The 26,144-nt window shown below is 65.2% G+C and carries 24 protein-coding genes and 1 pseudogene; 14 read left to right on the top strand and 11 right to left on the bottom strand.

The annotated features are described in order from the left end of the window. Positions 1-3 precede the first annotated feature (3 nt). The 10 genes from G4D77_RS16190 to G4D77_RS16145 all read right to left on the bottom strand — a co-directional run bounded on the left by G4D77_RS16190 (position 4) and on the right by G4D77_RS16145 (position 10,681). Positions 4-1,170, bottom strand: a complete 1,167-nt coding sequence (locus tag G4D77_RS16190; RefSeq protein ID WP_227472655.1) for an ABC transporter substrate-binding protein — start codon at positions 1,168-1,170, stop codon at positions 4-6. Positions 1,171-1,254: 84 nt separating this feature from the next. After that, on the bottom strand, positions 1,255-1,863 hold the full coding sequence (locus G4D77_RS16185) for a 2-hydroxychromene-2-carboxylate isomerase (protein ID WP_017405992.1): 609 nt from the start codon (positions 1,861-1,863) through the stop codon (positions 1,255-1,257). Positions 1,864-1,908: 45 nt separating this feature from the next. Further along, a complete protein-coding gene (locus tag G4D77_RS16180) occupies positions 1,909-2,631 on the bottom strand; it encodes a glutathione binding-like protein (RefSeq protein WP_017405991.1) in 723 nt (240 codons plus the stop codon). A 147-nt stretch (positions 2,632-2,778) separates the two neighbouring features. After that, positions 2,779-3,561, bottom strand: coding sequence for an SDR family NAD(P)-dependent oxidoreductase (locus tag G4D77_RS16175; protein ID WP_026062537.1), 783 nt, complete (start codon positions 3,559-3,561; stop codon positions 2,779-2,781). 29 nt (positions 3,562-3,590) lie between these two features. Beyond that, positions 3,591-4,376, bottom strand: coding sequence for an enoyl-CoA hydratase/isomerase family protein (locus G4D77_RS16170; RefSeq protein ID WP_223301378.1), 786 nt, complete (start codon positions 4,374-4,376; stop codon positions 3,591-3,593). 11 nt (positions 4,377-4,387) lie between these two features. After that, complete coding sequence (locus G4D77_RS16165) at positions 4,388-5,569, bottom strand: thiolase family protein (RefSeq protein WP_017405988.1); 1,182 nt, start codon at positions 5,567-5,569, stop codon at positions 4,388-4,390. Between the two features lie 44 nt (positions 5,570-5,613). After that, complete coding sequence (locus tag G4D77_RS16160) at positions 5,614-7,281, bottom strand: long-chain fatty acid--CoA ligase (RefSeq protein ID WP_017405987.1); 1,668 nt, start codon at positions 7,279-7,281, stop codon at positions 5,614-5,616. Between the two features lie 11 nt (positions 7,282-7,292). Next, the gene (locus tag G4D77_RS16155) at positions 7,293-8,345 is read right to left on the bottom strand and encodes a CaiB/BaiF CoA transferase family protein (protein ID WP_035884637.1); all 1,053 of its coding nucleotides are present in this window, start codon (positions 8,343-8,345) and stop codon (positions 7,293-7,295) included. A gap of 11 nt (positions 8,346-8,356) precedes the next feature. Next, a complete protein-coding gene (locus G4D77_RS16150; protein WP_016452528.1) occupies positions 8,357-9,502 on the bottom strand; it encodes an acyl-CoA dehydrogenase family protein in 1,146 nt (381 codons plus the stop codon). A 147-nt stretch (positions 9,503-9,649) separates the two neighbouring features. Then, positions 9,650-10,681, bottom strand: coding sequence for a helix-turn-helix domain-containing protein (locus tag G4D77_RS16145; protein WP_017405984.1), 1,032 nt, complete (start codon positions 10,679-10,681; stop codon positions 9,650-9,652). Positions 10,682-10,967: 286 nt separating this feature from the next. On the opposite strand from G4D77_RS16145, the gene G4D77_RS16140 reads away from it, so the two are divergent. Beyond that, entirely contained in the window at positions 10,968-11,738 is a 771-nt protein-coding gene (locus G4D77_RS16140; protein ID WP_026062536.1) for an SDR family NAD(P)-dependent oxidoreductase, read from the top strand. 22 nt (positions 11,739-11,760) lie between these two features. Here the strand turns inward: G4D77_RS16140 and G4D77_RS16135 are convergent, their stop codons facing one another. Then, positions 11,761-12,789 carry an AraC family transcriptional regulator gene (locus tag G4D77_RS16135; RefSeq protein ID WP_016452525.1) on the bottom strand — a complete coding sequence of 343 codons (1,029 nt, stop codon included), beginning with the start codon at positions 12,787-12,789 and terminating at the stop codon, positions 11,761-11,763. A 294-nt stretch (positions 12,790-13,083) separates the two neighbouring features. Here G4D77_RS16135 and G4D77_RS16130 point away from each other — a divergent pair, with 294 nt between their 5' ends. From G4D77_RS16130 to trbJ, 13 genes and pseudogenes are all read left to right on the top strand, one after another. After that, positions 13,084-13,785, top strand: a complete 702-nt coding sequence (locus G4D77_RS16130) for a nitroreductase (RefSeq protein ID WP_016452524.1) — start codon at positions 13,084-13,086, stop codon at positions 13,783-13,785. A gap of 157 nt (positions 13,786-13,942) precedes the next feature. Next, positions 13,943-15,724: an acyl-CoA dehydrogenase gene (locus G4D77_RS16125; RefSeq protein ID WP_016452523.1), complete on the top strand. Its 1,782-nt coding sequence runs from the start codon at positions 13,943-13,945 to the stop codon at positions 15,722-15,724. Between the two features lie 24 nt (positions 15,725-15,748). Continuing rightward, positions 15,749-16,498 (top strand): electron transfer flavoprotein subunit beta/FixA family protein, encoded by a 750-nt coding sequence (locus tag G4D77_RS16120; RefSeq protein WP_035884627.1) that lies wholly within the window; start codon positions 15,749-15,751, stop codon positions 16,496-16,498. 1 nt (position 16,499) lies between these two features. Then, the gene (locus G4D77_RS16115; RefSeq protein ID WP_026382503.1) at positions 16,500-17,444 is read left to right on the top strand and encodes an electron transfer flavoprotein subunit alpha/FixB family protein; all 945 of its coding nucleotides are present in this window, start codon (positions 16,500-16,502) and stop codon (positions 17,442-17,444) included. A 17-nt stretch (positions 17,445-17,461) separates the two neighbouring features. Beyond that, positions 17,462-18,376 carry a LysR family transcriptional regulator gene (locus G4D77_RS16110; RefSeq protein ID WP_016452520.1) on the top strand — a complete coding sequence of 305 codons (915 nt, stop codon included), beginning with the start codon at positions 17,462-17,464 and terminating at the stop codon, positions 18,374-18,376. Between the two features lie 25 nt (positions 18,377-18,401). Then, entirely contained in the window at positions 18,402-18,629 is a 228-nt protein-coding gene (locus G4D77_RS16105) for an EexN family lipoprotein (protein ID WP_016452519.1), read from the top strand. Positions 18,630-18,846: 217 nt separating this feature from the next. Beyond that, on the top strand, positions 18,847-20,844 hold the full coding sequence (locus tag G4D77_RS16100; RefSeq protein ID WP_035884626.1) for a conjugal transfer protein TraG: 1,998 nt from the start codon (positions 18,847-18,849) through the stop codon (positions 20,842-20,844). Further along, positions 20,841-21,287: a CopG family transcriptional regulator gene (locus G4D77_RS16095; RefSeq protein ID WP_017407929.1), complete on the top strand. Its 447-nt coding sequence runs from the start codon at positions 20,841-20,843 to the stop codon at positions 21,285-21,287. Before G4D77_RS16100 ends, G4D77_RS16095 begins: the two co-directional genes overlap by 4 nt. Continuing rightward, positions 21,284-22,322 (top strand): annotated as a pseudogene (trbB, locus tag G4D77_RS16090) (P-type conjugative transfer ATPase TrbB). The gene G4D77_RS16095 and the pseudogene trbB overlap by 4 nt, the downstream one beginning before the upstream one ends. After that, positions 22,319-22,702: a TrbC/VirB2 family type IV secretion system protein gene (locus G4D77_RS16085; RefSeq protein WP_035884625.1), complete on the top strand. Its 384-nt coding sequence runs from the start codon at positions 22,319-22,321 to the stop codon at positions 22,700-22,702. The pseudogene trbB and the gene G4D77_RS16085 overlap by 4 nt, the downstream one beginning before the upstream one ends. After that, positions 22,699-22,971, top strand: coding sequence for a VirB3 family type IV secretion system protein (locus G4D77_RS16080; RefSeq protein ID WP_017407881.1), 273 nt, complete (start codon positions 22,699-22,701; stop codon positions 22,969-22,971). Before G4D77_RS16085 ends, G4D77_RS16080 begins: the two co-directional genes overlap by 4 nt. A gap of 9 nt (positions 22,972-22,980) precedes the next feature. Continuing rightward, on the top strand, positions 22,981-25,419 hold the full coding sequence (gene trbE, locus G4D77_RS16075; protein ID WP_035884624.1) for a conjugal transfer protein TrbE: 2,439 nt from the start codon (positions 22,981-22,983) through the stop codon (positions 25,417-25,419). Beyond that, a complete protein-coding gene (trbJ, locus tag G4D77_RS16070) occupies positions 25,416-26,144 on the top strand; it encodes a P-type conjugative transfer protein TrbJ (protein ID WP_035884623.1) in 729 nt (242 codons plus the stop codon). Before trbE ends, trbJ begins: the two co-directional genes overlap by 4 nt.

Here is a 26,144-nt window from a genome sequence, read left to right as displayed (position 1 = left end):
CCGTCAGGACGGCATCACCTTCCAGCTCGTGCCGTCGAACTGCTGGATGCGCATGTCCGGTATCGGGTGAGGGCGGGCGTCGCTGGTCTTGACACGCAGGCCCGGCAGCATCATGGGCAAATCCATGTCCAGGCGGCGCGACTGCCGCATGATGTTCTCGCGCGAGAGGTCGTTGCCGCACTGCTTGAGCAACTGCACTGTCACTTGCCCAAGGCAGGCACCGAGCACGGTGAGGTATTCCTTGGCCGCGCCTTTGTTGTATTTGTCCATGAAGGCATGCCAGGCCAGGACACCAGGGTCGTTCTTCCAGGTCGGATCGCTCGGATCCTTGAGGAACGCGGCGCTCATGATGCCCTTGACCTTGTCCAGCCCCACCGGAGTCAGCACCGCGGGCACCGAAGATGCGCTCGGGTTGATGTAGATGGCCGGGCGCCAGCCGATGTCGTGGGTCTTGCGCAGCGACTGGAGGGTGGCTTTGGGCGAACCCCACGCCACCAGCACGTCCGCGCCCGAGGCATGCATGGAGACGATCTGCGAGTCCACCGTCGGATCCGACACCTCATGCGACTCTTCGCTGATGAGCTTCTTCCCGGCGGCAGCCAGAACCTCCTTCACGCCACGCAGCACATCCTTGCCGGCGTCGTCGTTCTGGTAGAACATGGCGATCTTCGCGTTGGGCCGCGTCTGCAGGATGTGCCTGGCCAGGATGCGCCCTTCGTCGGTGTACAGGGGCAGCCAGCCCATGCTCCAGGGGAACTTAGCCGCATCATCCAGCCACGTGGCGGAGCCGGACGAAACGAAGAGTTGCGGTACTTTGGCGTTGTTGAGATAGCTGCGCGACGCCAGCCCAGTGGACGAGCCTATCTGCGCCGCGAGAAAAGCCACCTGATCGCGCTCCACCAGGCGGCGCGATTGCTCCAGGGTTTTCGGCGGGCTGTAGCCATCGTCGGCCAGCACCAGCTTGAGCTGGCGCCCATTCACGCCGCCCTCGGCGTTGACCAGGTCAAACCATGCAGACATGGTCTTGCCGACGATGCCATAGCCTGCGGCCGGGCCGCTGAGCGGTCCGGTCGAGCCGATCTTGATCTCGCGATCCGTCACGCCCGGGGTGCCCGCGCCCTGCGCGCGGACCAGGCCAGAAACGCCGGTCAGCATGGCGCCGGAAAGCATGGTGATGAATTGTCTTTTTTGCATGGTGTCTCCTGTGGTGGTGGTGAGATGAATGGATGGATGGGTGAACCCTGGCCTGCGGCATCAGGCCGCCTTCCCTTGCAAGCGCAGCACGGCTTCGCGGATCAGCGGCATGCGGTCGTTGCCGAAATACATGTCCGTCTTGTCCACGAAGATGGTCGGTGAGCCAAAGCCGCCGCGCGCGACCACCTCATCGGTGTTGGCCCTGAGCTGGTCTTTGATCGCCTGCTCGCCGATGCCTGCAAAGAATTGGGCGGGCTCGATGCCAACGCGCTGGCACACCTGCGCCAGCACCGCGTCCTGCGAGATGTCCTGGTCGTCGCCCCAATAGGCTTCAAATATGGCGCGGGCAAACGGCGCCATGTCGTTGCCGAGCCAGATGCAGCCGCGCATCGCCTTCACGCTGTTGACGGGAAACACCGTCGGCGGCATCTTGATCGCAAGCCCCGTCGAGCGGGCCCAATCCGCTAGGTCCTTTTTCAGGTAGCGGGCCTTCTGCGGCACCGGCGTCTCGCGCGAGGCATAGACGGTGGGATTGATGGTGTTGAAGATGCCGCCGACCAGGATCGGCCGCCATGTGATCTCAACGTCAAGCTCCTTGGCGAGCGGCTGGATGTTATGAAAGGCGAGATAAGTCCAGGGGCTGGAGCAGTCGAAGAAGAATTCGATCATGGTGTTTCCTGTGTTTTTGGGGCGTCACTGGATTCCGGAATCGCGCTACTCGCGCCCCGGAATGGCGCTCCGTTCCGCCAGCTCCCTGGCCTTGTGGCCGAACATGTTCTTTCTCGCTTCGTCGTCCAGCGGCTCTTGCTCGAATTTGCCGACCGCCAGCCCCGCTTGCACCTGGGGCCGGCCGCGCACGCTGGCGTACCAGCGCTTGAGGTGGGGAAAGTCGTCGAGCGTGAAGCCTTGGGCCTTGTGGGTCATGGTCCAGGGAAAGCAAGCGATGTCGGCGATGCCGTACTCGGTGCCAGCGACATAGGCGCCGGTCTTGCCGAGCTGGGTATCGAGCACGCGATACAGCCGTGCCGCTTCGTCGCGGTAACGCTCAATCGCGTAGGCGATCTTTTCCTGCGCATACAGCGCAAAGTGACCATGCTGGCCGAGCATGGGCCCCAGTCCGCTCACCTGCCACATCACCCATTGCATGGTTTGGGTGAAGCCGCGCAGATCCGTGGGCAGGAAGCGGTTGGTTTTCTGGGCCAGATAGACCAGGATGGCGCCGGTCTCGAACACCGAAAGCGGGCCGCCGCCGTCGAGCGGCGCATGGTCCACTATGGCCGGAATGCGGTTGTTCGGGCTGATCGCCAGAAATTCCGGCCTGAATTGCTCGCCAGCGCGGATGTTGACCGGAGTCACCGTATAGGGAAGTCCGAGTTCCTCCAGCAGGATGGAGATCTTCCAGCCGTTGGGTGTCGGTGCGTAATGCAGGTCAATCATGGCGAATGACGCTCCTGCCGAGCTGCGGATCGACATCACGCCATGACTTGCAGGCACCCGTGGCCGACCCCCTGACATTCCAGGCTCCCGTTGCGTGGCTTTCTCGGGTTGACGACATCATGCGCAGCTCTTCGAGGGTTCAAGGCGTCAGCGCGGCGCCATGCGGAGGGCCCCATCCACGCGGATGGACTCAGCGTTCATGTAGCCGCAAGTGACCAGAAACTCGACGGCCTGCGCGAATTCATCGGGGTCGCCCAAACGCTTGGGAAAGGGCACGCTGGCCGCCAGCGCCTGCTTGACGTTGTCCGGCAGGGCCAGCAGCAAGGGGGTGCCGAAGATCCCCGGCAGGATGGTGTTGACGCGAACGCCTTCGTCCATCAGGTCGCGTGCGATCGGCAAGGTCATGCCCATGACGGCGGCCTTGCTGGCGGCATAGCTGGCCTGGCCGACCTGGCCGTCCACCGCAGCGGCCGAAGCGGTGTTGACCACGACGCCGCGGTCGCCGTCGGCCAGCGGTTCCAGCGCCAGCATGCCCGCCGTCGATTTGGCAATGCAGCGGAACGTGCCCACCAGGTTGATCTGCACGATGCGGTTGAAGCGATCCACCGCACTCGGGCGGATCTCGCCCGTTTTCCGGTCGCGACTGACGGTCTTGACGGCGTCGGCCGTGCCGGCGCAGTTGACCAGAATGCGTTCCTGCCCGATCGCGGCACGGGCTTTGGCGAAGGCCGCGTCCACCTGCTCCTCGGACGTCACGTCCACGTTGCAGTAAACACCGCCAAGCTCGCTGGCCAACGCCTGGCCGACGGCTTCGTTCATGTCGAAGATGGCGACCTTGACGCCATGGCTGGCCAAACGCCGGGCCGTGGCGGCCCCCAGGCCGGAAGCCCCCCCGGTGATGACGGCAGAAATGTCGGAATTGAGTTGCATGGTTTTTCCTTGAAGATGACAGACAGGCGTTATTGGCCGGTGAATTTGGGGGTGCGCTTGCCCAGGAATGCCGCTTGCCCTTCGAGGTTGTCGGCCGAACGCAAAGCGACAACGAAATTGCGCTTCTCATGCTCCAGGCCCTGCGCGAGCGGGGTTTCAAAGCTGGCCAGGGCCGCATCTTTCGCCAGCGCCACGGCCAGCGGCGAATTGGCCGCAATCCGGCAGGCCATCGCCAGCGCCGTCGGCAGGGCCTGGCCATCAGCCGTCACTTCGGCGACGATGCCAACGTCGCATGCCTTGCGGGCGTCCATGAAATCGCCGGTCAGCAGCAGCGCCATGGCCTTGGACTTGCCGATGGCGTGAACCAGGCGCTGGGTGCCGCCGGCACCGGGAATGGCGCCCAGCTTGACTTCCGGCACGCCGAACTTGGCGGACTCGCCAGCAATCACGATGTCGCAGGCCAGCGCCAGTTCCATGCCGCCGCCCAGCGCGACCTTTTCCACCGCCGCGATGACGGGCTTGGGGAAGCGCCCCAGCGCCGCAAAAAAGTCCCAGCCCGTTGCCGAGCGGTCGCCCAGCAGCGGCGCGGCACGCAGCACTTCAAAGGCCGTGATGTCGGCGCCCGCGCAAAACACGTCCTCGGCGCCGGTGATGATGACGGCTCGCACGGCATCGTCGTCGCGCAGTTGCGCAAGCTGCGCGCGCAGGCCATCGAATACCGCGCGGTTCAGGCTGTTCTTCGCACGCGGGCGGTTGATGGTCAGGGTGACGACGGCGCCGTCACGGCTCACGAGCACTTCACTGGCTTCGCTCATGGTGGCCCCGCTCATGCAAGCCGCTCGATGATGGTGGTGTTGGCCGTGCCCGAAGCCTCGCAGATGGTCTGCAGGCCATAGCGGCCGCCCCGGCGCTCCAGTTCATACAGCAGGTCGGTGAGCATGCGCGCGCCGGTGGAGCCCAGCGGATGGCCGATGGCCATCGAGCCGCCATTGACGTTGAGGCGGTCGTCCGGGATGCCGAACTCCTGCTGGAACATCAGCGGTACGCCGCCGAAAGCCTCGTTGACCTCGAACAGGTCGATGTCGTTGATGGTCAGGCCCGATTCCTTCAGTGCCTTGCGGGTGGAGTCGAGCACGGCGGTGAACTGGATCACCGGGTCGGCGGCGGCCACTGCCGTGCTGACGAAGCGCGCACGCGGCTTCAGGCCATGCTTCTTGGCATAGGCGCGGCTGGCGATCAGCAGCGCGGCGGCACCATCGCTGACCTGCGACGAGTTGCCGGCGGTGGTGGTGCCGTTGGCGGCAAACACGGCTTTCAGCGTGGCCATCTTTTCGGGGTCGGGGTTGGCGCGCACGCCCTCGTCGGCGGCGACGACCGGACTGTTCGGGTCGGCCGGGTCCTCGGTCAGATGCACCAGTTGGTCCTTGATGCGACCGGCCTGAATCGCCTCGGTGGCGCGCTTATGGCTCCGCACTGCGGAGGCATCCAGGGTTTCACGCGTGAGGCCGAAGCGCGTGTTCAGCAACTCCGACGAAACGCCTTGCGGTATCAGCGGGTTGTCCTGGTAGCGCGCCAGTTCGCGCGGGCTGTATTGCGAACCGAGCGGCGCGCCGGGCTTGAACGACGGCGGCAGTGGCGCCTGCGACATCGACTCCACCCCCCCGCCGATGGCCAACTGGTAGGCACCCGCCTGGATGCCATGCACGGCAAAACTCACCGCCTGCTGGCCCGAGCCGCATTGCCGATCGACCGTCACCGCCGGCACGGATTCGGGCAGCCCCGCCGCCAATACGGCATGTCGGCCCAGGTTGCCGTGCTGCTGGTCCCACTGCAGCACGCAGCCGATGATCACGTCGTCCAGATCGGCGGGGTTGACGCCGGACCGCTCGACCAACTGGCGCAGCGTCTCGGCCATCAGATCGACGGGATGCCACTTGTGCAGGCGCCCGCCGCGCTTGCCCACGGGGGTGCGCAGCGCACCGACGATAACGGGTTCATGGTCATTCATCTGGTTCTCCTGTGTAAGAAACTGGGTGTCACGCAAAGTGGCGTTCAGGCGGCGTAGCGCTCTGCCTGCTCGACGCGGATGCGCTTCTTGTCGATCTTGCCGACGCTGGTCTTGGGGATGGTCTCGACGAACAGGATCTGATCCGGCAACTGCCACTTTGCGAAGGCGCTGGTCAGGTGTTCCTGCAATTGCTCCTGGGTCGCCTGCTGGCCGGGCCTCAGCACCACCAGGGCCAGCGGCCGCTCCTGCCACTTCGGATGCGGAACCCCGACCACCGCGGCGTCGCGCACGGCCGGGTGGCCCATGAGCAGGTTTTCCATGTCGATGGAAGAGATCCATTCGCCACCGCTCTTGATCACGTCCTTGATGCGGTCGGTAACCTTGAGGTAGCCGTTCTCGTCCACCGTGCCGACATCGCCCGAGCGCCACCAGCCGCCCTCCAGGAAGCGATCGCCCGAATCGGGCATGTCGTGGTAACTGGTCGTGATCCAGGGGCCGCGCAGGCAAATCTCGCCGGCCGACTGGCCGTCGTGCGGCAGATCCTGGTCGTTGGCATCGAGGATGCGGATGTCCACGCCGGTCAGGACCAGGCCCTGCTTGCGCTTGAGATTCCACCGCTCGTCCTGAGTCAAGCGCTTCCTCAACGTGGGCTTGAGGCGGTTGACGGTCACCAGCGTCGTGGCTTCGGTGGCGCCGTAGCCGTGCACCACCTCGGCACCCGTGAGTTCGTGGAAGCCGATCATCATCGACAGCGGCGGCTCGCTCGCGCCGGACAGCATGCGCATGCGGCTGAAGTCCGGCTTGACCGGCAGCGTCTCGATGTACTGCAGCATCGGTTGGAAGATGGCCGGTGCGCCGTTGGTGATGGTCACGCCCTCGGCAATCATGGTGTCGACCAGCGGCTTGGTGTCCTCGGCAGCGTAGCGTCCCGGCAGCACGATCTTGTCGGCCAGCAGCGTGGCGGCCTGTGGTAAGCCCCAGCACTGCCCGTGGAACATGGGCGTGATGAGCATGACGCAGTCGTCCAGCGTCATGCCCATGTTGGTGGCCATGCCCGTGGAGTGCAGGTAGATGCCGCGGTGCGAGTAGTACACGCCCTTGGGTTTGCCCGTGGTGCCGGTGGTGTAGCAGGCGCTGTAAGCCGAGGTTTCGTCGATCTCGGGCCAGTCGATCTTGGCATCAGCAGCGGCCAGCAGGTCTTCGTAGTGCAGCAGCGGTTTCAGCGTGGTCTTGATCTGGTCCAGCGGCTTGTCGGTCATCACGATCCAGCCCTTGATCTGGGGCGAGTTCGCTGCGACGGATTCGGCGATCGGCAGCAAGGACTCGTCCACGCAAACGTAAGACACCTTGCTGTGGCCGACCACGTAGCCCAGGTCCTCGGCGCCCAGGCGCAGATTCATCTGCAGCATGACCGCGCCCAGGCCGGGGATGGACCAGTACAGCTCGAAGTGGCGCCGGCTGTTCCAGTCCAGCACACCGACGCGGTCGCCCGGCTCGACACCGAGCGCGCGCAGCGCATTGGCGCTGCGGCAGACGCGCGCGTAGCAGTCGGCATAGGTGTAGCGATCCCAGCCGCCATCGGGTGTGCGGTAGACGATCTCCTGGTCCCCGTGGGTGCGCGCGGCGTGCCGGATCAGCGTCGTGGTGTTGAGCTGGCGTTCGTTGCCCGTGGTGGACGGGCAGCCGCGGATGGGCTGGGTGGTGCTGGTCATTTTCTGGTCTCCTAAGTAATTGCGTTGAGTGCCTGGAACCGTGGGGCCGGGGCCGCCTCGATGGCGCCGGAGGGGGTGGTCTGGTAGATACCCCGTGCCGCGTTGTGCGGATGCCGCGCCGCCTCGGCCAGGCTGAGCACGGGCGCGAAGCAGGCGTCGCTGCCTTCGAGCAACGCGCACCAGTGCGCCCTGGGTTGGCTGCGGATGAGGGCCGCAATGCGCTCCTTCAGCGCTGGCCACGTCGTCGTGTCGTACTGGTCGGCAGGGTTCACGTCCGTCAGGCCCAGCTTCGACAGCAGCAGTGCGTGGAACGCGGGCTCCACCACCGCGAGGCTGATGAAGCCGCCGTCGGCACAGGCGTACACGTCATAGAACGGCGAATCGTGAAACGGGCTCGGCTTCGTGCCGTCGATCTGCCCATTGGCGCGAATCCAATGCACCAGCGTGCCCATCATGGCCACGATGTCGATGATGGCGGCATCCACGACCCGGCCGCGGCCACTGCCCCTACCGTTACCGCGCGCATCGACCAGCGCGCAGGCGACACCGAAGGCCATGCCCAGCGCCCCGGCCGCGTCCCCGAGCACCGAGGGCGGCACGATGGGCATCTGCCCCTTGCGGGCCGACAGCGACAGCAGGCCCGTCAGCGCCACGTAGTTCAGGTCGTGGCCAGCGGCCCGGGAGAGCGGGCCGTCCTGGCCCCAGCCCGTCATCCGGCCATAGACCAGCTTGGGGTTGCGCGCCGCGCATTCGGCGGGGCCGAACCCCAGCCGTTCCATCACGCCGGGGCGAAAGCCTTCGATCAGAACGTCGGACTGGCCGATCAGATCCAGGGCGCGCGCCTTGCCGCCGGGCGACTTCAGGTCGGTGATCTCGACCGTCTTGCCCCGGTGCAGCGGGTTGGCCGCCGCCCCGCCCAGCGGCTGCGCCCCGGCGGCCTGCTCGGCCCGTGTCAGCGCAATCACCTCGGCACCCATGTCGGCCAGCATCATGGCGGCCAGCGGGCCCGGCCCGATCCCTTCGAACTCCACCACACGGACGCCGTGCAGTGGCTTTTGCAGCATGTGCGAGGCGTTCACAGCTTCCTCGCAATCAGTTCTTTCATGACCTCGTTCGCGCCGCCGTAGATCTTCTGCACGCGCGAGGTGGTGTACATGCGCGCGATCGGGTATTCGTACATGTAGCCGTAGCCGCCGAACATCTGCAGGCACTCGTCCACCACGCGGCACTGCTGCTCGCTGCACCACCACTTGGCCATGTACGCGGCTTCGGCGTCGAGCTTTCCGTCCAGCAGCCGCTGGATGCAGTCGTTGACGAAGGTGCGCACCACGTGAGCGGTGGTGGCGATCTCGGCCAGCTTGTGGCGCGTGGTCTGCATCTCGAACAGCGGTGCGCCGAAAATCTTGCGCTCCTTCGTGTATTCGACGGTGAGTTCCAGGGCCCGGTCGATGATGGCCGCCGCAGGCACGGCGATGGTCATGCGTTCGTAGGGCAACTGGCCCATCAACTGCTTGAAACCAAGCCCTTCGACGCCCCCCAGGACTTGATCGACCGGCACGCGCACCCCGTCGAAGAAGAGTTCGGCGGTGTCCGACGCATGCAGGCCGATCTTGTCGAGCAGGCGGCCCACGCGGAACCCTGGCAGGTTCTCGGTCTCCACCACGATCAGCGAAAGGCCTCGGCTGCCCGCCTCGCCGGTGCGTGCGACCACAATCAGCAGATTGCAGGTGTAGCCGTTGGTGATGAAGGTCTTGGCACCGTCGATCACGTAGTGGTCGCCATCACGGCGCGCGCGGGTGGCGATGGCCTTGAGGTCCGTCCCGCAGCCGGGTTCGGTCATCGCAATGCCGAGCAGCATCTCGCCGCTGCTCAGCTTGGGCAGCCAGCGCTGCTTCTGCTCCTCGGTGCCGTAGTCCATGATGTAGTGCGCAGCGATGCTGTTCACCTGGACGTTGTTGGGCATTTCCGCTCTGGTCAACTCATCCTGTACCACCAGCTGGTAGGCAATGCTGGCCCCGGTGCCGCCGTAGGCTTCGGGCATTTCGGGCAGCATGAACCCCATCTCGCCGAAGGGCCGCCAGGTCTCGCGCGGGACGTAGCCCTGTTCGCGCCAAGCGGGCAGGTGCGGAGCCATCTCGGCGGCGATGTAGCGGCGCACCTGGTCGCGAAAGGTCTCGATGTCGCTGTCCATCCAGGGTTGACGGTGCAATTGCGGCAGCATGGGAGCGCTCCTCAGAAGGTTTGTACGATGAAGGTTTGAAAACTTGGCCAGCGATGCGGCCCCGGGTCATGCCCGCATACCCACAACGGGGCGGGCGAAGCGTCGAATCTCTGCGTTCTCAGTCTGTCCAGGGCATATGGTCGGCATTCAGCCCGTGCGCGTCTTGCCCGCCAGTGCATGGCAAGTTGACTTTGCGTGTGCAAGGGAAAGCCCGGCTGACTCGACCGGGCCGATGGCGGAGCCGTGAGCAGTCATGCCGCGTGCATCGCTGGGCGACACTCCAAAGCGTTGTTTGAATGCGCGGCAGAAATGGCTGGTGGAGTTGAAGCCCCAGTGAAAGGCGATCGCCGAGACCTGCAGATGCCGGCAGACCGGGTCAACGAGTGTCCGCCAGCACGCTTGCAATCGGCTTTCCAGGATGTGGCCGACCACCGTGGTATCGCCCTGCGCAAACAGCGCATGAAGGTAACGCAGTGAAATACCGTGCGCCGCGGCGATGCGTGCCGGACTCAGGTCATCCTCTTGAAAATGCTGGGCGATGTAGGCAAGTACTCGTTCGCGCAACGCGGCCATGGCCGTGAATCGAGTGGCGCTCTCCGGCTCTGGCAGCGCAATGTCCAGAAGCCCGATCACCGTGCGGCAAAGGGCGACGTGGGCGGAGGGCGGCACGGCGCCGATCTCCTTTGCCAACCCCATCAGGTGTTGGCTGAGCAGTGAGCCCACGCCTGTGTGACTGTCAATGCGGCAGGCTGCGGGCGGCTGCTTGCGGCCCGGTAGATGCTCGCGCATGAGCTGCCAGGGAATCATCAACGACACGCTGTGGGTTCGTTCCAGCACCTCATAGTCTTGCCGCTGATCGGTACGCCAGAGGAACATGTCGCCCTCGCAGATTGGCGTGTCCCACTGCTGCAACTGTACTCGGCCGCTCAGGTTCAGCTGCAGCCCCAGGCAGAACTCATCGTCGAATGACGAATGTCCAGGAGGAGACTGCTCGACGCAAGCACCGGTCACGGTGCATACCAAGGAGGCTCCGGCGAGTTCGTGTCGCCGCAACTTCGCCTGGAATGCAGCAGGCTTCGCCGGGGAGGAAAGACTCCAGCGCTGGAAGGAGTCCTTGAGGATCGCTTCCGTCGCATCTATCCTGCCCTCGATGGGCGCATGGTCGATGGACCATTCCATGGGTGACTGTTGCAGCACTTGTCGTCTCCTGAATCTGCCCCCAGACGCCGCAGCCCATCGGGACCGGAGCGTCGACACCGTGGCGTGCTTTCGTGCGGCGCTCAGGGTACCCAAGGCATACAGGCAATCGTAGGCAGCGGTGCTTGGCGCGGCAATGACGGATGGTCTCGATCAACTGACAAGGCACCTCTTTCGACGGATGGGGGAGCGAGGCAACCCCGCAGCCGAGCGGCCCTGCGCTAACCTCCCGGCATCGACGGCGAACTGAAGATGCAAGGAGACGATGATGGATCTGGGTGCAATGCTGGCAGGCAAGCGGGTGCTGGTCACGGGGGCCTCGTCGGGCCTGGGCGAGAACTTCGCTCGGCTGGCTGCTGGTTGCAAGGCCAAGGTAGTGATTGGGGCGCGGCGCAAGGCGCGGCTCGACAAACTCGCCCAGGAACTCGAAAAGCTCGGTTCGCCTCAGGTCACGGTGCTGGAAATGGATGTGGCTTCCGAGCAGTCCATCGACGACGCCTTCGCCGAGATAGACGCCTCGGGCACCATCCTCGACGTGGTGGTTAACAACGCCGGGGCTTCCAACGACGCCTTGTCGCTCACGCTGCCTGCGTCCGACTTCGACTCGCTGATGGAGACCAACGTGCGCGGCGTGTGGCTGGTGGCCGCGCGTGCCGCGCAGCGCTGGGTGGATGCGGGGCGGGGAGGCTCAGTCATCAACATCGCATCGATCCTGGGCGAACGCGTGATGCCGGGCGCCATGCTGTATGCCACGTCCAAGGCTGCAGTCGTGCACATGACCAAGAGCCTGGCGCTCGAATGGGCGCGCCACGGCATTCGCGTCAATGCCATCGAGCCGGGCTACATCGACACCGAGATGACCGATGCCATGTGGGATACCGACCATGGCAAGGCGCTTATCAAGCGCATCCCGATGCGCCGCCTGGGTAAGCCGGAGGAGCTCAACGGTCTGTTCCTGCTGTTCGCGACCGAGGCCGGGTCGTGGATGACCGGCGCCTGCGTGCCAGTGGATGGCGGGCATCTGTGCTCGTCGCTTTGAGTGCGACCGCGTCGAAGCAGCGCTACGTTTTTTGGGTGCGCGAACGATAGACGCCTGGCGTGCTGCCGGTCCATGACTTGAAGGCCCGCTGGAAGGCGGTGCCGTCGGCGAACCCCAACTCGGCGGCGATGGCGCTCAGCGCGGCATCGGTGCTGGTCAACCGAACGATCGCCATGTCGCGCCGTAACTCGTCCTTCAGCACCTGAAAGGACTTGCCCTCCACGGCCAGATGCCGCTGCAGTGCGCTGACCGACATGTGCAAGCGCTGCGCGGCGACAGTCAGATCGGGCCACTCCGGGCACGCTTGCTGCAATAGCGCGCGCACCCGCGCGCTGGCTGTCCGCTCGATTAGACGCGGGCCGATCAGGTTGCCCGGTGTGGCACGCAAAAAGGTCTGGAGCGCGGCGGTGTCACGGCGCATCGGCTGCGTGAATGCGGATGCCTCGAACCAGACCGCCGACCGCGCCTGCCCGAACCGCAACGTGCCCGAGAAGATTTGGGCATAGTCTGCGGCACGCGGCGGTGGCTCGAAGGCAAAATCGAGCCCTCTGGGCACCAGTCGGCCGCCGTGCAGCCATACCAGCAGACGCCAGAAAACGCGCAACAGCAGCCCGTGCAGGAAGTCTGAATGTTTGCCCAGGGCGTGGCGCACGTCCAGAGCAGCACCCTTGAGCAAGCCATCAGAGACGGGCACAAGCGCCACGTCGTCCTGCAGCAGGGCGAAGGATGCACTCACGCGCTGCAAGGCGGCTGCCAGCGTCTTGGCCCCGAGCGTAGAGCGAGCCATCAGCGCAAAGCTGCCGCAGCGCAACGGCCGACCGTGTAGATGGCCTAGGCATTCGTCGTCCAAGCTGTTCTTCACGGCACTGAAGAGTGCGATGTATTGCTCTATGGTCACACGCGACTGCTCCAGATGCAGCAGCGACTCGGCGATGCGGGCCTGCGCCAGAACGCCATCCAGCCAGGACTCGGTGGCCAGTCCTTTGCTGCGCGCGCCGTCGAGCAGGCCATGCACGGCAAAAACAGGAACAGTGACGACGGGTTTCAACATGGTCAAAGGGAGCAACGATAGCTGGCGCTGAATCCGAAATTACACCAAGAAAACGGCCCGCTAACGATGTAGCGTCCGGCTGCGGTCAACCGGATTTTGCCTTGTGCATACAAAGTCAACTCGCCATGCACTGGCGGGCAAGACGCGTATGTGCCGAGTGCCCAGAATACCGCTTGGTAGCACACCCAGGGACGACCCGTGGACGTTCGGCATCGATGCATTCGCATGAATGCTTCTTCGGCAACGGCATGTCGGTGTGCTCACCCGAATAGCCCAGCAACCAGGAGAGAGTGAATGTCTGTCTGCGCCGTGCCTTTGCGCAACATGCTGATTGATGCGGTGATGCGCGAACGTCGTTCCGTGCGCGCCTTTCTGCCGACCCCGGTGTCGCAAGAAGCGGTGGCCCAGATTCTGTCGGTGGCAGCCAGCGCGCCCAGTGGCACCAACACCCAGCCGTGGCATGTCATTGCCGTGGCGGGCGAGGCGAGGAAGCGCCTATGCGACCGTGTATTGCACGCCTTTCACCATGAAGAGGGAGAGCACCAGTCCGAATACGACATCTACCCGGCCGAGTTCTTCGAGCCCTACCTGACCAGGCGGCGTCGGTGCGGTTTCGCTCTTTATGCCGCAGTCGGAATCTCCAAGGGAGATACGGATGCCATGCGCGCTCAACATGCACGCAACTTTGCCTTCTTCGATGCGCCGGTCGGTTTGATCTTCACCTTGGACCGGCGCATGGTGCAGAGCAGTTGGGTGGACTACGGGATGTTCTTACAGAACATCATGCTGGCGGCCCGCGCACGAGGCCTGGATACCTGTTCGCAGATGGCGTGGACCCTTTACCCGCGCCTTCTGGCTGAAGCCCTGCAAATCCCGGACGGGCAGATGGTCCTGTGCGGCATGGCACTGGGCTATGCCGACCCGGCGGCCGTGGTGAACCGCGTGCGCACCGAGCGTGAGCCGGTCGAGAACTTCACACGCTTCAGCGGCTTCTAGAAATCTTGTCATACCAACTAATCGCGTCGTAAGCCGCCTGAGAAATTCAGCCGCCCTGAAGCGGTTGATCGACCGGGCCTTGTCCTGGTGGGTAGGGTCATGCATGGATGTATGCCCTATGGGGCAGACGGGTTGAACCCACAAAGAGGAGTAAGCAATGTCTACCTACGCCGCGCCCTTGCGCGACATGCTGTTCACGATGAAGGAAGTCGGAGGCCTGGATGCGATCTGTGCCCAGCCGGGCCATGAAGAAACCACGCCCGACCTGGTCGAGGCCATCCTGCAGGAGGCTGCCCACTACGCCACCGGCGTGCTTGATCCGCTGAACCGCACCGGCGACGTGCAGGGCGCGCGCTGGCACGACGGCCAGGTCACGCCAGCCGATGGCTTTCGCGAAGCCTGGGCCAGCTTCTGCGAGAACGGCTGGAACGGCATGCCCGCTGCCACCGAATGGGGCGGCCAGGGCCTGCCCACGCTGGTGTCCACAGCCGTGCTGGAGATGTGGAAGTCGTCCAACCTCGCGTTCAGCCTGTGCCAGATGCTCACGCTGGGCGCGGTGGAAGCCATTGCGCACCATGGCAGCGACGCACTCAAGCGCCGCTTCCTGGAGCCCATGGTCGCGGGCCGCTGGACCGGCACCATGAACCTCACCGAGCCCCAAGCAGGCTCCGACTTGGCCGCGCTGCGCAGTCGCGCCGTGCCCGAAGGCGACCATTACCGCGTCAGCGGAAACAAGATCTTCATCACCTGGGGCGAGCACGACATGGCCGAGAACATCGTCCACCTCGTGCTGGCGCGCCTGCCCGATGCACCGCCCGGCGTGAAAGGCATCTCGCTGTTCCTGTGCCCGAAGTACCTGGTCAACGACGACGGCTCCCTGGGCGAACGCAACGACCTGGCCTGCACCTCCATCGAGCACAAGATGGGCATCCACGGCAGCCCCACGGCGTCGATGAGCTTTGGCGACTGCGGGGGCGCGATCGGCTACCTGGTCGGCGAGCCGAACCAGGGGCTGGCCTGCATGTTCACGATGATGAACCATGCGCGGCTGAACGTCGGCCTTGAAGGCGTGGGCATCGCCGAGCGCGCCTACCAGCGCGCACGCGCCTACGCGCTGGAGCGGGTGCAGGGCAAGCCACTGCTCAGCGGCAGCACCACCATCGCCGGCCACCCGGACGTGCGGCGCATGCTGATGGACATGAAGGCCCGCACCGAGGCCATGCGCGCATTGGCCTATTTCTGCGCCGGCCAGATGGACCGCGCCGCAGGCCACGCCGACGCGCAAGAGCGCGAGCAGGCGCTGGCCCTGGTCGGCCTGCTGATCCCGGTGGTCAAGGGCTGGTGCACCGACAGCGCACAGGGCATCACGTCCGATGGTGTGCAGGTGCATGGCGGCATGGGTTACGTCGAGGAAACCGGCGCCTCACAGCACTTGCGCGACGCGCGCATCACGACCATCTACGAAGGCACGACGGGCATCCAGGCCAACGACCTGATTGGCCGCAAGCTGGCGCGCGAGGGCGGGCGCACGCTGAAGGCACTGCTGGGCCGCATCGACGGCGATGCGCGCCGGTTGGCCGAGATGCCCGATGCCGCGCTGGCGCAGATCGGCGGCGTGTTAGCGGCTTCGGCGCGTGCGCTGGGGGACGCGGCCGACTGGCTGCTGGCCCACGACGACCAACCCGCGCAGTGCGCGGCGGGCGCCGTGCCCTTCTTGCGGCTGGCGGGCACGGTGATCGGCGGCTGGCTGTCGGCGCGCATGGCCGAAGCCGCCACTGCGCAACTCGCGGCGAGATCTGGCGATGCGGGCTTTCTCGGCGCCAAGCGTGCCACGGCCAGCCACTACGCAGCGCATGTCCTAGTGCAGGCGCCGATGTTGCGCGACATCGTCACGGGCGGCGCCGCCAGCACGCTGGCCCTGGCGGATGATCAACTCTGAATGATCCTGAAAGGAAACCCTCCCATGAAAATCCTGGTTCCCGTCAAGCGGGTGGTTGACTACAACGTCAAGGTCCGCGTCCAGAGCGATGGCAGCGGCGTGGACATCGCCAATGTCAAAATGAGCATGAACCCCTTCGACGAGATTGCCGTCGAAGAGGCTGTGCGGCTCAAGGAGAAAGGCGCGGCAACGGAGATCGTCGCCGTCTCGTGCGGCGTGTCCCAATGCCAGGAGACGCTGCGCACCGCCATGGCCATCGGTGCCGACCGCGGCATCCTGGTCGAGACCAATGAAGAACTGCAGCCGCTGGCCGTGGCTAAGCTGCTCAAGGCCCTGATCGACAATGAACAGCCCGGCCTCGTGATCCTGGGCAAGCAGGCCATCGACGACGACTGCAACCAGACCGGCCAGATGCTGGCGGCGCTGGCCGACCTGCCGCAAGCCACCTTCGCCTCCAAGGTCGAGATCGCCGGCGACAAGGCAGCCGTGACCCGCGAAGTGGACGGCGGCCTGGAAACCCTCAGCCTTACGCTGCCCGCCGTCATCACCGCCGACCTGCGCCTGAACGAGCCGCGCTACGTCACGCTGCCCAACATCATGAAGGCCAAGAAAAAGCCGCTGGACACCGTCAAGCCCGAAGACCTCGGCGTGGACGTGGCCCCGCGCCTGAAGACCTTGAAGGTCAGCGAACCCGCCAAGCGCGGCGCCGGCGTGAAGGTGGCCGACGTGGCCGCCCTGGTCGAGAAACTCAAGAACGAAGCGAAGGTGATCTGACATGACCGTACTCGTAATCGCTGAACACGACAACGCGACCATCAAGGGCGCGACGCTCAACACCGTGACGGCCGCCGCAGCCTGCGGCGGCGACGTGCACGTGCTGGTGGCCGGCCACAACGCCGGCGCTGCCGCACAGCAAGCCAGCCAGATCGCCGGCGTTGCCAAGGTCATCCACGCCGACGGCGCCAGCCTGGCCCACGGCCTCGCCGAGAACGTGGCCGCCCAGGTGCTGGCACTCCATGGCAGTGGTGCCGGCAACTACAGCCACATCCTGTTCCCCGCCACCGCCAGCGGCAAGAACGTGGCCCCGCGCGTGGCTGCCAAGCTCGACGTCGCCCAGATCAGCGACATCACCAAGGTCATCTCCGCCGATACCTTCGAGCGCCCCATCTACGCCGGCAACGCCATCGCCACCGTGCAGTCTGCTGATGCCGTGAAGGTCATCACCGTGCGCACCACCGGCTTTGACGCCGCCGCCGCCACGGGTGGCAGCGCCGCTGTCGAAACCGCTGCTGCGGCCGCCGACGCTGGCAAGAGCAGCTACGTGGGCAGCGAGATCGCCAAGAGCGACCGCCCCGAACTCACCGCCGCCAAGATCATCGTGTCTGGTGGCCGTGCGCTGGGCAGCAAGGAAAAGTTCGACGAAGTCATCACCCCCCTGGCCGACAAGCTGGGCGCTGCCATCGGCGCCAGCCGTGCTGCCGTGGATGCGGGCTACGCCCCCAACGACCTGCAAGTGGGCCAGACGGGCAAGATCGTCGCGCCGCAGTTGTACATTGCCGCCGGCATCTCGGGCGCCATCCAGCACCTGGCCGGCATGAAGGACTCCAAGGTGATCGTGGCGATCAACAAGGACCCCGAGGCCCCGATCTTCAGCGTGGCCGACTACGGGCTGGAGGCGGACCTTTTCGCAGTTGTGCCGGAATTCGTCAAGGCCTTTTAAATTGGATGAGATACACCATGGAGCTTCGGCATTTACGTTGCTTTATAGCGGTGGCCGAAGAACTTCACTTCGGCCGCGCAGCGGAAAAGCTGCACATCGATCAGTCCCCTTTGTCGCGCACCATCAAGGAGATAGAGGAAGAGCTCGGGGCGCAACTGTTCACGCGAACCACGCGAAGCACCCGCCTGACCTTTGCCGGAATGGCATTCCTGGAGCGGGTGCCGCGAATCTTCGAAGCTCTGAAACAGGCGTGTGACGGCGTCAAGTCCGCCGCCAGTGGGTTTCAGCGACAGTTGCGCATCGCTTTGTCCGATGGCATCACGCCCTCGCGAATGCCGACGCTGCTGGCACAGTGCCGAGCGGAAGATCCAGAGATTGATGTTCGGCTATTTGAGGTGCCGTTGGATCAACAGATCAAGGGTCTGCACGATGACCTGTATGACGTCGGCTTTTCGATGGCCGAAGAGGTGGGCGACGGCATTGTGGTCAGGCCTGCATGGGAAGACGAACTGATGGTGGCGGTCCCAGCTCGCCATCCTGTTCTGGCCCACAAGCACGTGCCGTTGGAAGAAGTGTTGCGCTATCCGCTGGCGCTATGCGATCCGGCGATATGCGAAGGCCATGCACGCCAAGTTGATCGCGTTTTGCAGCGCTACGAGCAACAGCCACTGATCGCCCAGCGCGTGGCGTCCTATGAGGTGATGATGACCTTGGTCTCAGCCGGATTGGCGCTCGGTTTGGCGGGCGCCGCGCACATTGCATCCGGCCGTGGGCCAGGTGTTGTGGCCCGGCGCTTGGCGGGCAAGCCGCAGATGCTGGCCACGTATCTGCTGCACCGTGACGTGGAGCCCTCCGAAATGCTGGCCCGGTTCATCGAACGAGTGGCCTCCATTGATTCGGCGGATGGCTCCAGCGCCGCCGAGGACTCCTGATCCACCTGCTGAAAGGACCCAAGCCATGACCCGATTCCTGCCGCTGCTGATGGTTGCCGCACTGACGGGCTGTGGACCATCCCAACCGACGGAAACCGTGGACTTCCTCGTTGCCCATCCCGAGCGCCTCAAAGAAGTCCAGCGCCTGTGCAAGGAAGACCGCGCGAAGGCAGGAGAAGAACTCTGCCGCCGTGCGGCCGAAGCCGCCAACCGGCGTTTCTTCGGCGATCGGCCGGAACAGCAATCCAAATAGCGCCCCGCGCCGTCGCCTGGCCGCGACAGAGTTCTTGCTGTTACCTCATCACGCCGCAGCGCGCTCGCGCATGCGGCATTTTTATTGCCTTCGCCACAGCAAGAAGTCTGGCCATTTTGGCCTGAATCCCCGCTATAACGGTCTTTGACCGACCTGCACGCTCGCCTTGATCCTCGGCACTACGGCATGTCCCTGTGCCGTAGCGGGAGGTTGGCCAATGCAAGGAACGAACGTGCTGTTCGGTCAGATTGCCGTTGTCTTCGGCATCGTGATCGCTGGCGTATGGAGCGCCACGCAATGGACAGCAGCGGCGCTGGGCTACCAGCTACGCCTGGGTTCGCCCTGGTTCGATTTCCTCGGCACGCCGGTCTATCACCCCTGGCGCCTGTTCGAGTGGTGGTTCTTCTTCGACGCCTACGCGCCGCATGTATTCGACGTGGGCGGTGCCATTGCCGCAGGCAGCGGCCTGATCGCGGTGGTGGTTGCCATCGGCATGTCGATCTGGCGCTCGCGCCAGTCCAAGCTGGTCACGACCTACGGCACGGCGCGCTGGGCCAACGCGGAGGACATTCACAAGGCGGGCCTTGACCAGCCTGCAGGCGTGTTCCTCGGCCTGCATCGGCAGCAGTACCTGCGGCACGAGGGCCCGGAACATGTCCTGACCTTCGCGCCCACGCGCTCAGGCAAGGGCGTGGGCCTGGTGGTGCCAACGCTTCTTTCTTGGCCAGCGTCTGCCGTCATCCACGACATCAAGGGCGAGAACTGGAGCATCACCGCAGGTTGGCGTTCGCGCTTCTCGCATTGCCTGCTGTTCAATCCGACGGACAGCAAGTCGGCGGCCTACAACCCGCTGCTGGAAGTCCGGCGCGGCGCGCATGAGGTGCGCGACGTGCAGAACATCGCGGACATCCTGGTCGATCCCGATGGCGCGCTGGAGAAGCGCAACCACTGGGAGAAGACTTCGCACGCATTGCTGGTCGGGGCCATTCTGCATGTGCTCTACGCGGGCGAAGACAAGACGCTGCGCGGTGTCGCCAACTTCCTCAGCGACCCGGCTTGTCCCTTTGAGCTGACGCTGCATCGGATGATGACCACATCGCATCTCGGCGATGGCCCGCATCCGGTCGTTTCCTCGGCGGCGCGCGAAGTGCTCAACAAATCGGACAACGAACGCTCGGGCGTGTTGTCCACGGCCATGTCGTTCCTCGGCCTCTACCGCGACCCGACGGTGGCCGAAGTCACCTCGCGCTGCGACTGGCGCATTGCCGACCTGATCGCGGCCGAGCATCCGGGGTCGCTGTACCTGGTGGTGCCGCCTTCGGACATTTCGCGGACGAAGCCGCTGATCCGCCTGATCCTCAACCAGATCGGCCGGCGCCTCACCGAATCACTCGATGGCAGCGACGGCATCGAGCGTCGTCACAAGCTGCTGCTGATGCTCGATGAGTTTCCGGCACTCGGACGCCTCGACTTCTTCGAGACGGCGTTGGCCTTCATGGCTGGCTATGGCATCCGCAGCTTCCTCATCGCGCAGTCGCTCAACCAGATCGACAAAGCCTACGGCCAGAACCATTCGATCCTGGACAACTGCCATGTGCGCGTGACGTTCGCCACCAACGATGAGCGCACCGCCAAACGGATCTCCGAGACGCTCGGCACTGCGACCGAGCTGCGCGCGCAGCGCAACTACGCGGGCCACCGGCTCGCGCCGTGGCTCGGGCACTTGATGGTGTCGCGCCAGGAAACCGCGCGCCCGCTGTTGACGCCGGGCGAAGTCATGCAGCTTCCGCCCGACGAAGCAGTGGTGATGGTGTCCAGCGTGGCGCCGATCAAGGCCAAGAAGCTGCGCTACTACGCGGACAGCAATTTCAAGCGGCGCGTGTTGCCGCCGCCCGCGCTGGCGAGCGAGCGATACGCCGACGCGCCGCCATCGCGTCCCGACGACTGGAGCGGACTGGCGATTCCCGCCGCACCGGCCGCGGCGTCCGCTGATGGCCTGGAGAACTTGGGTTCGACCGACGACGGTGGTCCGCGCCGTCAGCCCGAGCTTTCCGAAACCGTCGCCTACGACCCCGAGCAGGCCGCACCCGTGGCCGACCTTGGCCTGCTCGATGACGACGACATGCCGCTTCCCCTCCCGCGCCGGTTCGATCCGGCCCTGCAACGCACGGCCCGGCTGGCTTCCCTCGACCCTGACGACGGAATCGACCTATGACCCAGCACCGCCTCAATGTGTTCATTCAGCCGGAGCACAGCAAACGGCTCGACGAACTGGCCGCCACCAAAGGCGTATCGAAGTCCAGCATCGTCGCGGCGGCACTCGCATCGTGGCTGTCGCCCGATGCCGCCGACCAGCGGGAGGCGGCCATTGCCAAACGGTTGGATCGGCTGTCGCGCCACGCCGAGCGCATGGAGCGCGACCAGAACATTCAGATCGAGACGCTGGCGCTGTTCATCCGCTACTTCCTCACGGTCAGCACACCCGTGCCCGAAGCACATCAGGACGCCGCTCGCGCCCAGGGCAAGGCCCGCTTCGAGCAGTTCGTGGAGCAGTTGGGCCGCCACCTGCTGCGTGGGCGCAGTCTGGTGCGCGACGTGGTGGAGGAACTGCATCCCGACCCTTCGCGCATGGGTGAAGTGCAGGAGCGTACGTCATGAGTACCACGCCTTCTTCCTTCACCGCCGTTTCGCTAGATCGCCGCATCCAGATGTTGCGCACAGCGATGGGGCCGCTGATCGCCGCTGCGCTCGAAGACCCGGACGTGGTGGAAATCATGCTCAACCCCGACCGGACGCTCTGGGTGGATCGGCTTTCCACGGGCCGCGCGCCGATGGGCGTGGAGCTGTCCGAAGCGGACGGTGAACGCATTATTCGGCTCGTGGCGGCCCATGTCGGTGCCGAGGTGCATCGGGGCCAGCCGCTGTTGACGGCGGAGCTGCCCGAGACGGGCGAACGCTTCGAGGGCATCTTGCCGCCGGCCGCGCCGGGGCCTGCCTTCGCACTGCGCAAGCGCGCCTTTGGCGTGATCCCGCTGTCGCGCTACATCGAGGATGGAATGATGACCGCCGCGCAGGCGGGCTTGCTGGTGCGTGCAGTGCGCGAGCGCAAGAACATTCTGATCGCAGGTGGCACTAGCACCGGCAAGACCACGCTCGCCAATGCCTTGCTTTCCGAGATCGCCGCCACCGGCGACCGCGTGCTGGTGCTCGAAGACACGGTGGAGCTGCAATGCGCGGCCCGCGACCACGTGCCGCTGCGCACACGCGCGGGCGTGGTGTCCATGACCGAGCTGGTGCGCTCGTCCATGCGCCTTCGGCCGGATCGCGTGATCGTCGGCGAAGTGCGCGGCGCCGAGGCGCTGGATCTCATCAAGGTGTGGGGCACCGGCCATCCGGGCGGCATCGCCACGATCCACGCCGGCTCCGCGCTGGGCGCACTGCTGCGCCTGGAGCAACTGATTCTCGAAGTGGCGGTGAACCCGCCCCGTGCGCTGATCGCGGAAGCGGTCAACGTGGTCATCCACATCGCCGGGCGCGGACGCAAGCGCCGCATCGAGAGCATCGCTCGCGTCGTCGGCTTCGATGGCGTTGGGTATCACCTGGCGGACGCGCTGGAGGCTCCATTCCCGGAGTTGCTGCCGCAGTCCGACTTTTCCCCCCCTGTCCCCTGACCACTCTGGAGAACTGCCATGACGCAGATGATCGTTCCTGCTTTCCGTTTTTCCGCGTATCCGCTTCCTCGGCCACCGCGGCTGGATAGCCTGGCTCGCCCGGCCATGCAGGGCTTGATGCTCGCGGCGCTGATGCTGCTGCTTGCGGGCGCGGCTCAGGCCGCCGGTTCGTCGATGCCGTGGGAAGGCCCGCTGCAATCCATCCTGGAGTCGATCCAGGGACCTGTGGCCCGGATCATCGCGGTCATCATCATCATTGCCACGGGCCTGGCGCTGGCCTTCGGCGATACCTCGGGCGGCTTCCGCAAGCTGATCCAGATCGTCTTTGGCCTATCGATCGCGTTCGCGGCTTCGAGCTTCTTCCTGTCGTTCTTCAGCTTCTCCGGTGGGGCCGTCGTATGAACGGCCCGCACGATGGGATGCCTGGCTTCGAGGTGCCGCTGCATCGGTCTTTGACCGAGCCGATTCTGATGGGCGGTGCCCCGCGCACCGTGGCCATCACCAACGGCACCTTGGCCGCTGCCGTGGGCCTGGGCTTGCAGATGTGGATTCCGGGCGTGGTGCTCTGGATCGTCGGCCATGCGCTGGCGGTCTGGGGCGCTCGTGTCGATCCGCAGTTCATGCAGGTCTTCGCCCGCCACATCAAGCACCGGCCGCTGCTGGACGTGTGAGGTGATGCCATGCTGAACCTTGCCGAATACCGCCAGCGGCCCGCGCTGCTGGCCGACTGGCTACCCTGGGCCGGGCTGATCGCGCCCGGAGTCGTGCTGAACAAGGATGGCTCCTTCCAGCGCACTGCGCGCTTTCGGGGGCCAGACCTCGACAGCGCGACACAGGGCGAACTGATTTCCACGTCGGCGAGGCTGAACAACGCGCTGCGCCGGCTCGGTTCGGGCTGGGCGCTGTTCATCGAGGCCGAACGGCGAGCTGCTGCCGGCTACCCACACTCGGACTTCCCGGAGCCCTTGTCCTGGCTGGTCGATGAAGAACGCCGCGCCGCATTTGAGGACTCGGGCAACCACTTCGAGAGCGGCTACCACCTGACATTGGTGTACCTGCCGCCGGAGGAAGCCCGCGCTCGTGCGGCCGGAATGCTGTACGAGAACCGTCCGACCGAGGGAGTGGACTGGCGTGAGCGCCTGACCGCCTTCGTCGCGGAGACGGATCGGATTTTCGACCTGCTCGATGGCGTGATGCCGGAGATTGCGTGGCTCGATGACAGCCAGACGCTGACCTACCTGCACTCGACCATTTCCCCACGGCGATACCGCGTGGGCGTGCCGGAAGTGCCATTCCACCTCGACGCGCTGCTGGCCGACGCGCCGCTGATCGGTGGTCTGGCGCCGATGCTGGGCGACCAGCACCTGCGCGTGGCGACGGTGCGGGGCTTCCCCACCTCGACCTGGCCGGGGATTCTGGACGACCTCAACCGCCTCAGCTTTGGCTATCGCTGGTCAACCCGGTTCCTTTGCATGGACAAAGCCGATGCGGAAAGAGAGCTTTCTCGCCTGCGCCGCCAATGGTTCGCCAAGCGCAAGAACGTCATCGCGCTATTGCGCGAAACCATCTTCCAGCAGGAATCCCCGCTGGTCGATACCGACGCTAGCAACAAATCGGCCGATGCCGATGCTGCCTTGCAGGAGCTGGGCAGCGACCAGGTGGCCTTTGGCTACCTGACGGCAACCGTCATCGTCATGGACGCGGATGCCGCCGTGGCCGACGAGAAGCTGCGCATGGTGGAGCGTGTCATCCAGGGGCGCGGCTTCGTCACCATTCCCGAAACGCTTAATGCGGTGGATGCGTGGTTGTCATCGATTCCGGGTCATGCCTACGCCAATGTCCGCCAGCCCATCGTCTCGACGCTGAACCTGGCGCATCTGGTGCCGGTGTCCGCCGTATGGGCCGGGCCAGAGAAGAACGCGCATCTCGACGGCCCGCCGCTGATCGTGACCCGCACCGAGGGCGCGACGCCGTTCCGGCTGGTCACGCACATCGGCGATGTGGGCCACACGCTGGTGGCCGGCCCCACGGGCATGGGCAAATCGGTGCTGCTCGCCACCTTGGCGATGCAGTTCCGTCGTTATCGCGGATCGCGCGTCTTCGCCTTCGACATGGGGCGCTCGATGCGCGCCACCATCCTGGGCCTGGGCGGTGAGCACTACGACCTCGGGATGGATGGCGAGATCGCCTTCCAGCCCTTGGCCCGTATCGACCGCGAGGGCTACCGCACTTGGGCGGCCGAATGGATCGAAGGCCGGCTACGGCATGAAGGCGTCGCGGTTGGCCCTGACGAGAAGGCAGCGATCTGGTCGGCGCTCGGCAGTCTCGCCGGTGCGCCCGTGGAGCAGCGCACGATGACAGGGCTTTCCGTCCTGCTGCAATCGAACGCACTGCGGCAGGCCCTCGCGCCCTATGTGCTCGGCGGCGCGCACGGCAAGCTGCTGGATGCCGACCATGACCGGCTGGGCATGGCCGACGTGCAGTGCTTCGAGATGGAGGAGCTGATGCACAGCAAGGCCGCCGTCATGGCGGTGCTGCATTACCTCTTTGCGCGCTTCGACGAACGCTTTGACGGCGCCCCCACGCTGCTGATCCTCGACGAGGCGTGGCTGTTCCTTGACGATCCGGTGTTTGCGGCGCGCATCCGCCAGTGGCTCAAGACGCTGCGCAAGAAGAACGTCAGCGTCATCTTCGCCACGCAGAGCCTCGCCGACATCAAGGATTCGAGCATCGCGCCGGCCATCATCGAGAGCTGCGCAAGCCGCATCTTCCTGCCGAACCCGCAGGCGACCGAGCCGCAGATTCGCACGATCTACGAAGGCTTCGGCCTCAACAGCCGCCAGATCGAGATTGTCGCCACCGCGCAGCCCAAGCGCGACTACTACTACCAATCGCGTCTCGGCAATCGCCTGTTTGACCTCGACCTGGGCGCCGCGACGCTGGCCTTCGCGGGTGCTTCCACGCCGCAAGACCAGCGCGACATCGACGCGGTGCTTGCCGCTGCGCATTCCGATTCCTCTCCCTTCGCAGCCGCGTGGCTGCGCCACCGTGGCCTGCATTGGGCCGCCGACCTGCTGTCCTCGTTCCTGTCCACCCACCCCCAGGAGAACCCATCATGAAAAAGCGTCTTCTCGCCGCCGCCGTCGCGGCCATGCTTTGCACCGCTACCGCCGTGCAGGCGCAATGGGTCGTGATCGACCCCACGAACCTCGTGCAGAACACGCTGACCGCGATCCGCACGCTGGAGCAGATCAACAACCAGATCAAGCAGCTCCAGAACGAGGCGCAGATGCTCATCAACCAGGCGCGCAACCTGGCCAGCCTGCCGTCCAGCGTGGTGGGCCAGTTGCGCGCCAATCTGGCGACCACCCAGCGGCTGATCGCGCAAGCCAAGGGCCTGGCCTATGACGTGACGAATCTGGATCGGGAGTTCCAGCGCCTGTATCCCGAGCAATACGCCGCCACCGTGAGCGGCGACCAGATGTACCGCGATACGCAGGAACGCTGGAAGAACACGCTCAATGGTTTGCAGACCACCATGCAGATGCAGGCCCAGGCCTCACAGAACCTGAGCGACGACGAAGGCGTGCTGGCCGACCTCGTGGGCAAGAGCCAATCGGCAGTGGGTGCCTTGCAGGCGATGCAGGCCATGAACCAGCTCTTGGCCCTGCAAGCCAAGCAGTCCATCCAGACGCAGCGCCTGAGCATCACCCAGGATCGCGCTGCGTCGCTGGAACTGGCACGGCAGGCCGCTGCTGTGGAGCGTGGCCGCGAGGTGAATCGGCGCTTCCTGGGCGAAGGCACGCCGTACACACCGCAGTCCGTCGATTTCTACGGCCGGTGA

Source organism: Delftia sp. WY8 (genome assembly GCF_018437695.1).
GTDB classification, from domain to species: Bacteria; Pseudomonadota; Gammaproteobacteria; order Burkholderiales; family Burkholderiaceae_C; genus Comamonas; species Comamonas tsuruhatensis.
Note: the sequence above shows the minus strand (reverse complement) of the source record. Positions and strands in the feature narration are given on the sequence as shown.

What these genes read in the sequence shown, in the direction of transcription:
- G4D77_RS16145 (WP_017405984.1), bottom strand. Translation starts at nt 10,681, where the DNA reads ATGGAATGGTCCATCGACCATGCGCCCATCGAGGGCAGGATAGATGCG.
- G4D77_RS16165 (WP_017405988.1), bottom strand. Translation starts at nt 5,569, where the DNA reads ATGAATGACCATGAACCCGTTATCGTCGGTGCGCTGCGCACCCCCGTG.
- G4D77_RS16085 (WP_035884625.1), top strand. Translation starts at nt 22,319, where the DNA reads ATGACGCAGATGATCGTTCCTGCTTTCCGTTTTTCCGCGTATCCGCTT.
- G4D77_RS16125 (WP_016452523.1), top strand. Translation starts at nt 13,943, where the DNA reads ATGTCTACCTACGCCGCGCCCTTGCGCGACATGCTGTTCACGATGAAG.
- G4D77_RS16155 (WP_035884637.1), bottom strand. Translation starts at nt 8,345, where the DNA reads ATGCTGCAAAAGCCACTGCACGGCGTCCGTGTGGTGGAGTTCGAAGGG.
- G4D77_RS16120 (WP_035884627.1), top strand. Translation starts at nt 15,749, where the DNA reads ATGAAAATCCTGGTTCCCGTCAAGCGGGTGGTTGACTACAACGTCAAG.
- G4D77_RS16150 (WP_016452528.1), bottom strand. Translation starts at nt 9,502, where the DNA reads ATGCTGCCGCAATTGCACCGTCAACCCTGGATGGACAGCGACATCGAG.
- G4D77_RS16115 (WP_026382503.1), top strand. Translation starts at nt 16,500, where the DNA reads ATGACCGTACTCGTAATCGCTGAACACGACAACGCGACCATCAAGGGC.
- G4D77_RS16190 (WP_227472655.1), bottom strand. Translation starts at nt 1,170, where the DNA reads ATGCTTTCCGGCGCCATGCTGACCGGCGTTTCTGGCCTGGTCCGCGCG.
- G4D77_RS16105 (WP_016452519.1), top strand. Translation starts at nt 18,402, where the DNA reads ATGACCCGATTCCTGCCGCTGCTGATGGTTGCCGCACTGACGGGCTGT.
- G4D77_RS16170 (WP_223301378.1), bottom strand. Translation starts at nt 4,376, where the DNA reads ATGAGCGAAGCCAGTGAAGTGCTCGTGAGCCGTGACGGCGCCGTCGTC.
- G4D77_RS16110 (WP_016452520.1), top strand. Translation starts at nt 17,462, where the DNA reads ATGGAGCTTCGGCATTTACGTTGCTTTATAGCGGTGGCCGAAGAACTT.
- trbJ (WP_035884623.1), top strand. Translation starts at nt 25,416, where the DNA reads ATGAAAAAGCGTCTTCTCGCCGCCGCCGTCGCGGCCATGCTTTGCACC.
- G4D77_RS16100 (WP_035884626.1), top strand. Translation starts at nt 18,847, where the DNA reads ATGCAAGGAACGAACGTGCTGTTCGGTCAGATTGCCGTTGTCTTCGGC.
- trbE (WP_035884624.1), top strand. Translation starts at nt 22,981, where the DNA reads ATGCTGAACCTTGCCGAATACCGCCAGCGGCCCGCGCTGCTGGCCGAC.
- G4D77_RS16160 (WP_017405987.1), bottom strand. Translation starts at nt 7,281, where the DNA reads ATGACCAGCACCACCCAGCCCATCCGCGGCTGCCCGTCCACCACGGGC.
- G4D77_RS16095 (WP_017407929.1), top strand. Translation starts at nt 20,841, where the DNA reads ATGACCCAGCACCGCCTCAATGTGTTCATTCAGCCGGAGCACAGCAAA.
- G4D77_RS16140 (WP_026062536.1), top strand. Translation starts at nt 10,968, where the DNA reads ATGGATCTGGGTGCAATGCTGGCAGGCAAGCGGGTGCTGGTCACGGGG.
- G4D77_RS16185 (WP_017405992.1), bottom strand. Translation starts at nt 1,863, where the DNA reads ATGATCGAATTCTTCTTCGACTGCTCCAGCCCCTGGACTTATCTCGCC.
- G4D77_RS16080 (WP_017407881.1), top strand. Translation starts at nt 22,699, where the DNA reads ATGAACGGCCCGCACGATGGGATGCCTGGCTTCGAGGTGCCGCTGCAT.
- G4D77_RS16175 (WP_026062537.1), bottom strand. Translation starts at nt 3,561, where the DNA reads ATGCAACTCAATTCCGACATTTCTGCCGTCATCACCGGGGGGGCTTCC.
- G4D77_RS16135 (WP_016452525.1), bottom strand. Translation starts at nt 12,789, where the DNA reads ATGTTGAAACCCGTCGTCACTGTTCCTGTTTTTGCCGTGCATGGCCTG.
- G4D77_RS16130 (WP_016452524.1), top strand. Translation starts at nt 13,084, where the DNA reads ATGTCTGTCTGCGCCGTGCCTTTGCGCAACATGCTGATTGATGCGGTG.
- G4D77_RS16180 (WP_017405991.1), bottom strand. Translation starts at nt 2,631, where the DNA reads ATGATTGACCTGCATTACGCACCGACACCCAACGGCTGGAAGATCTCC.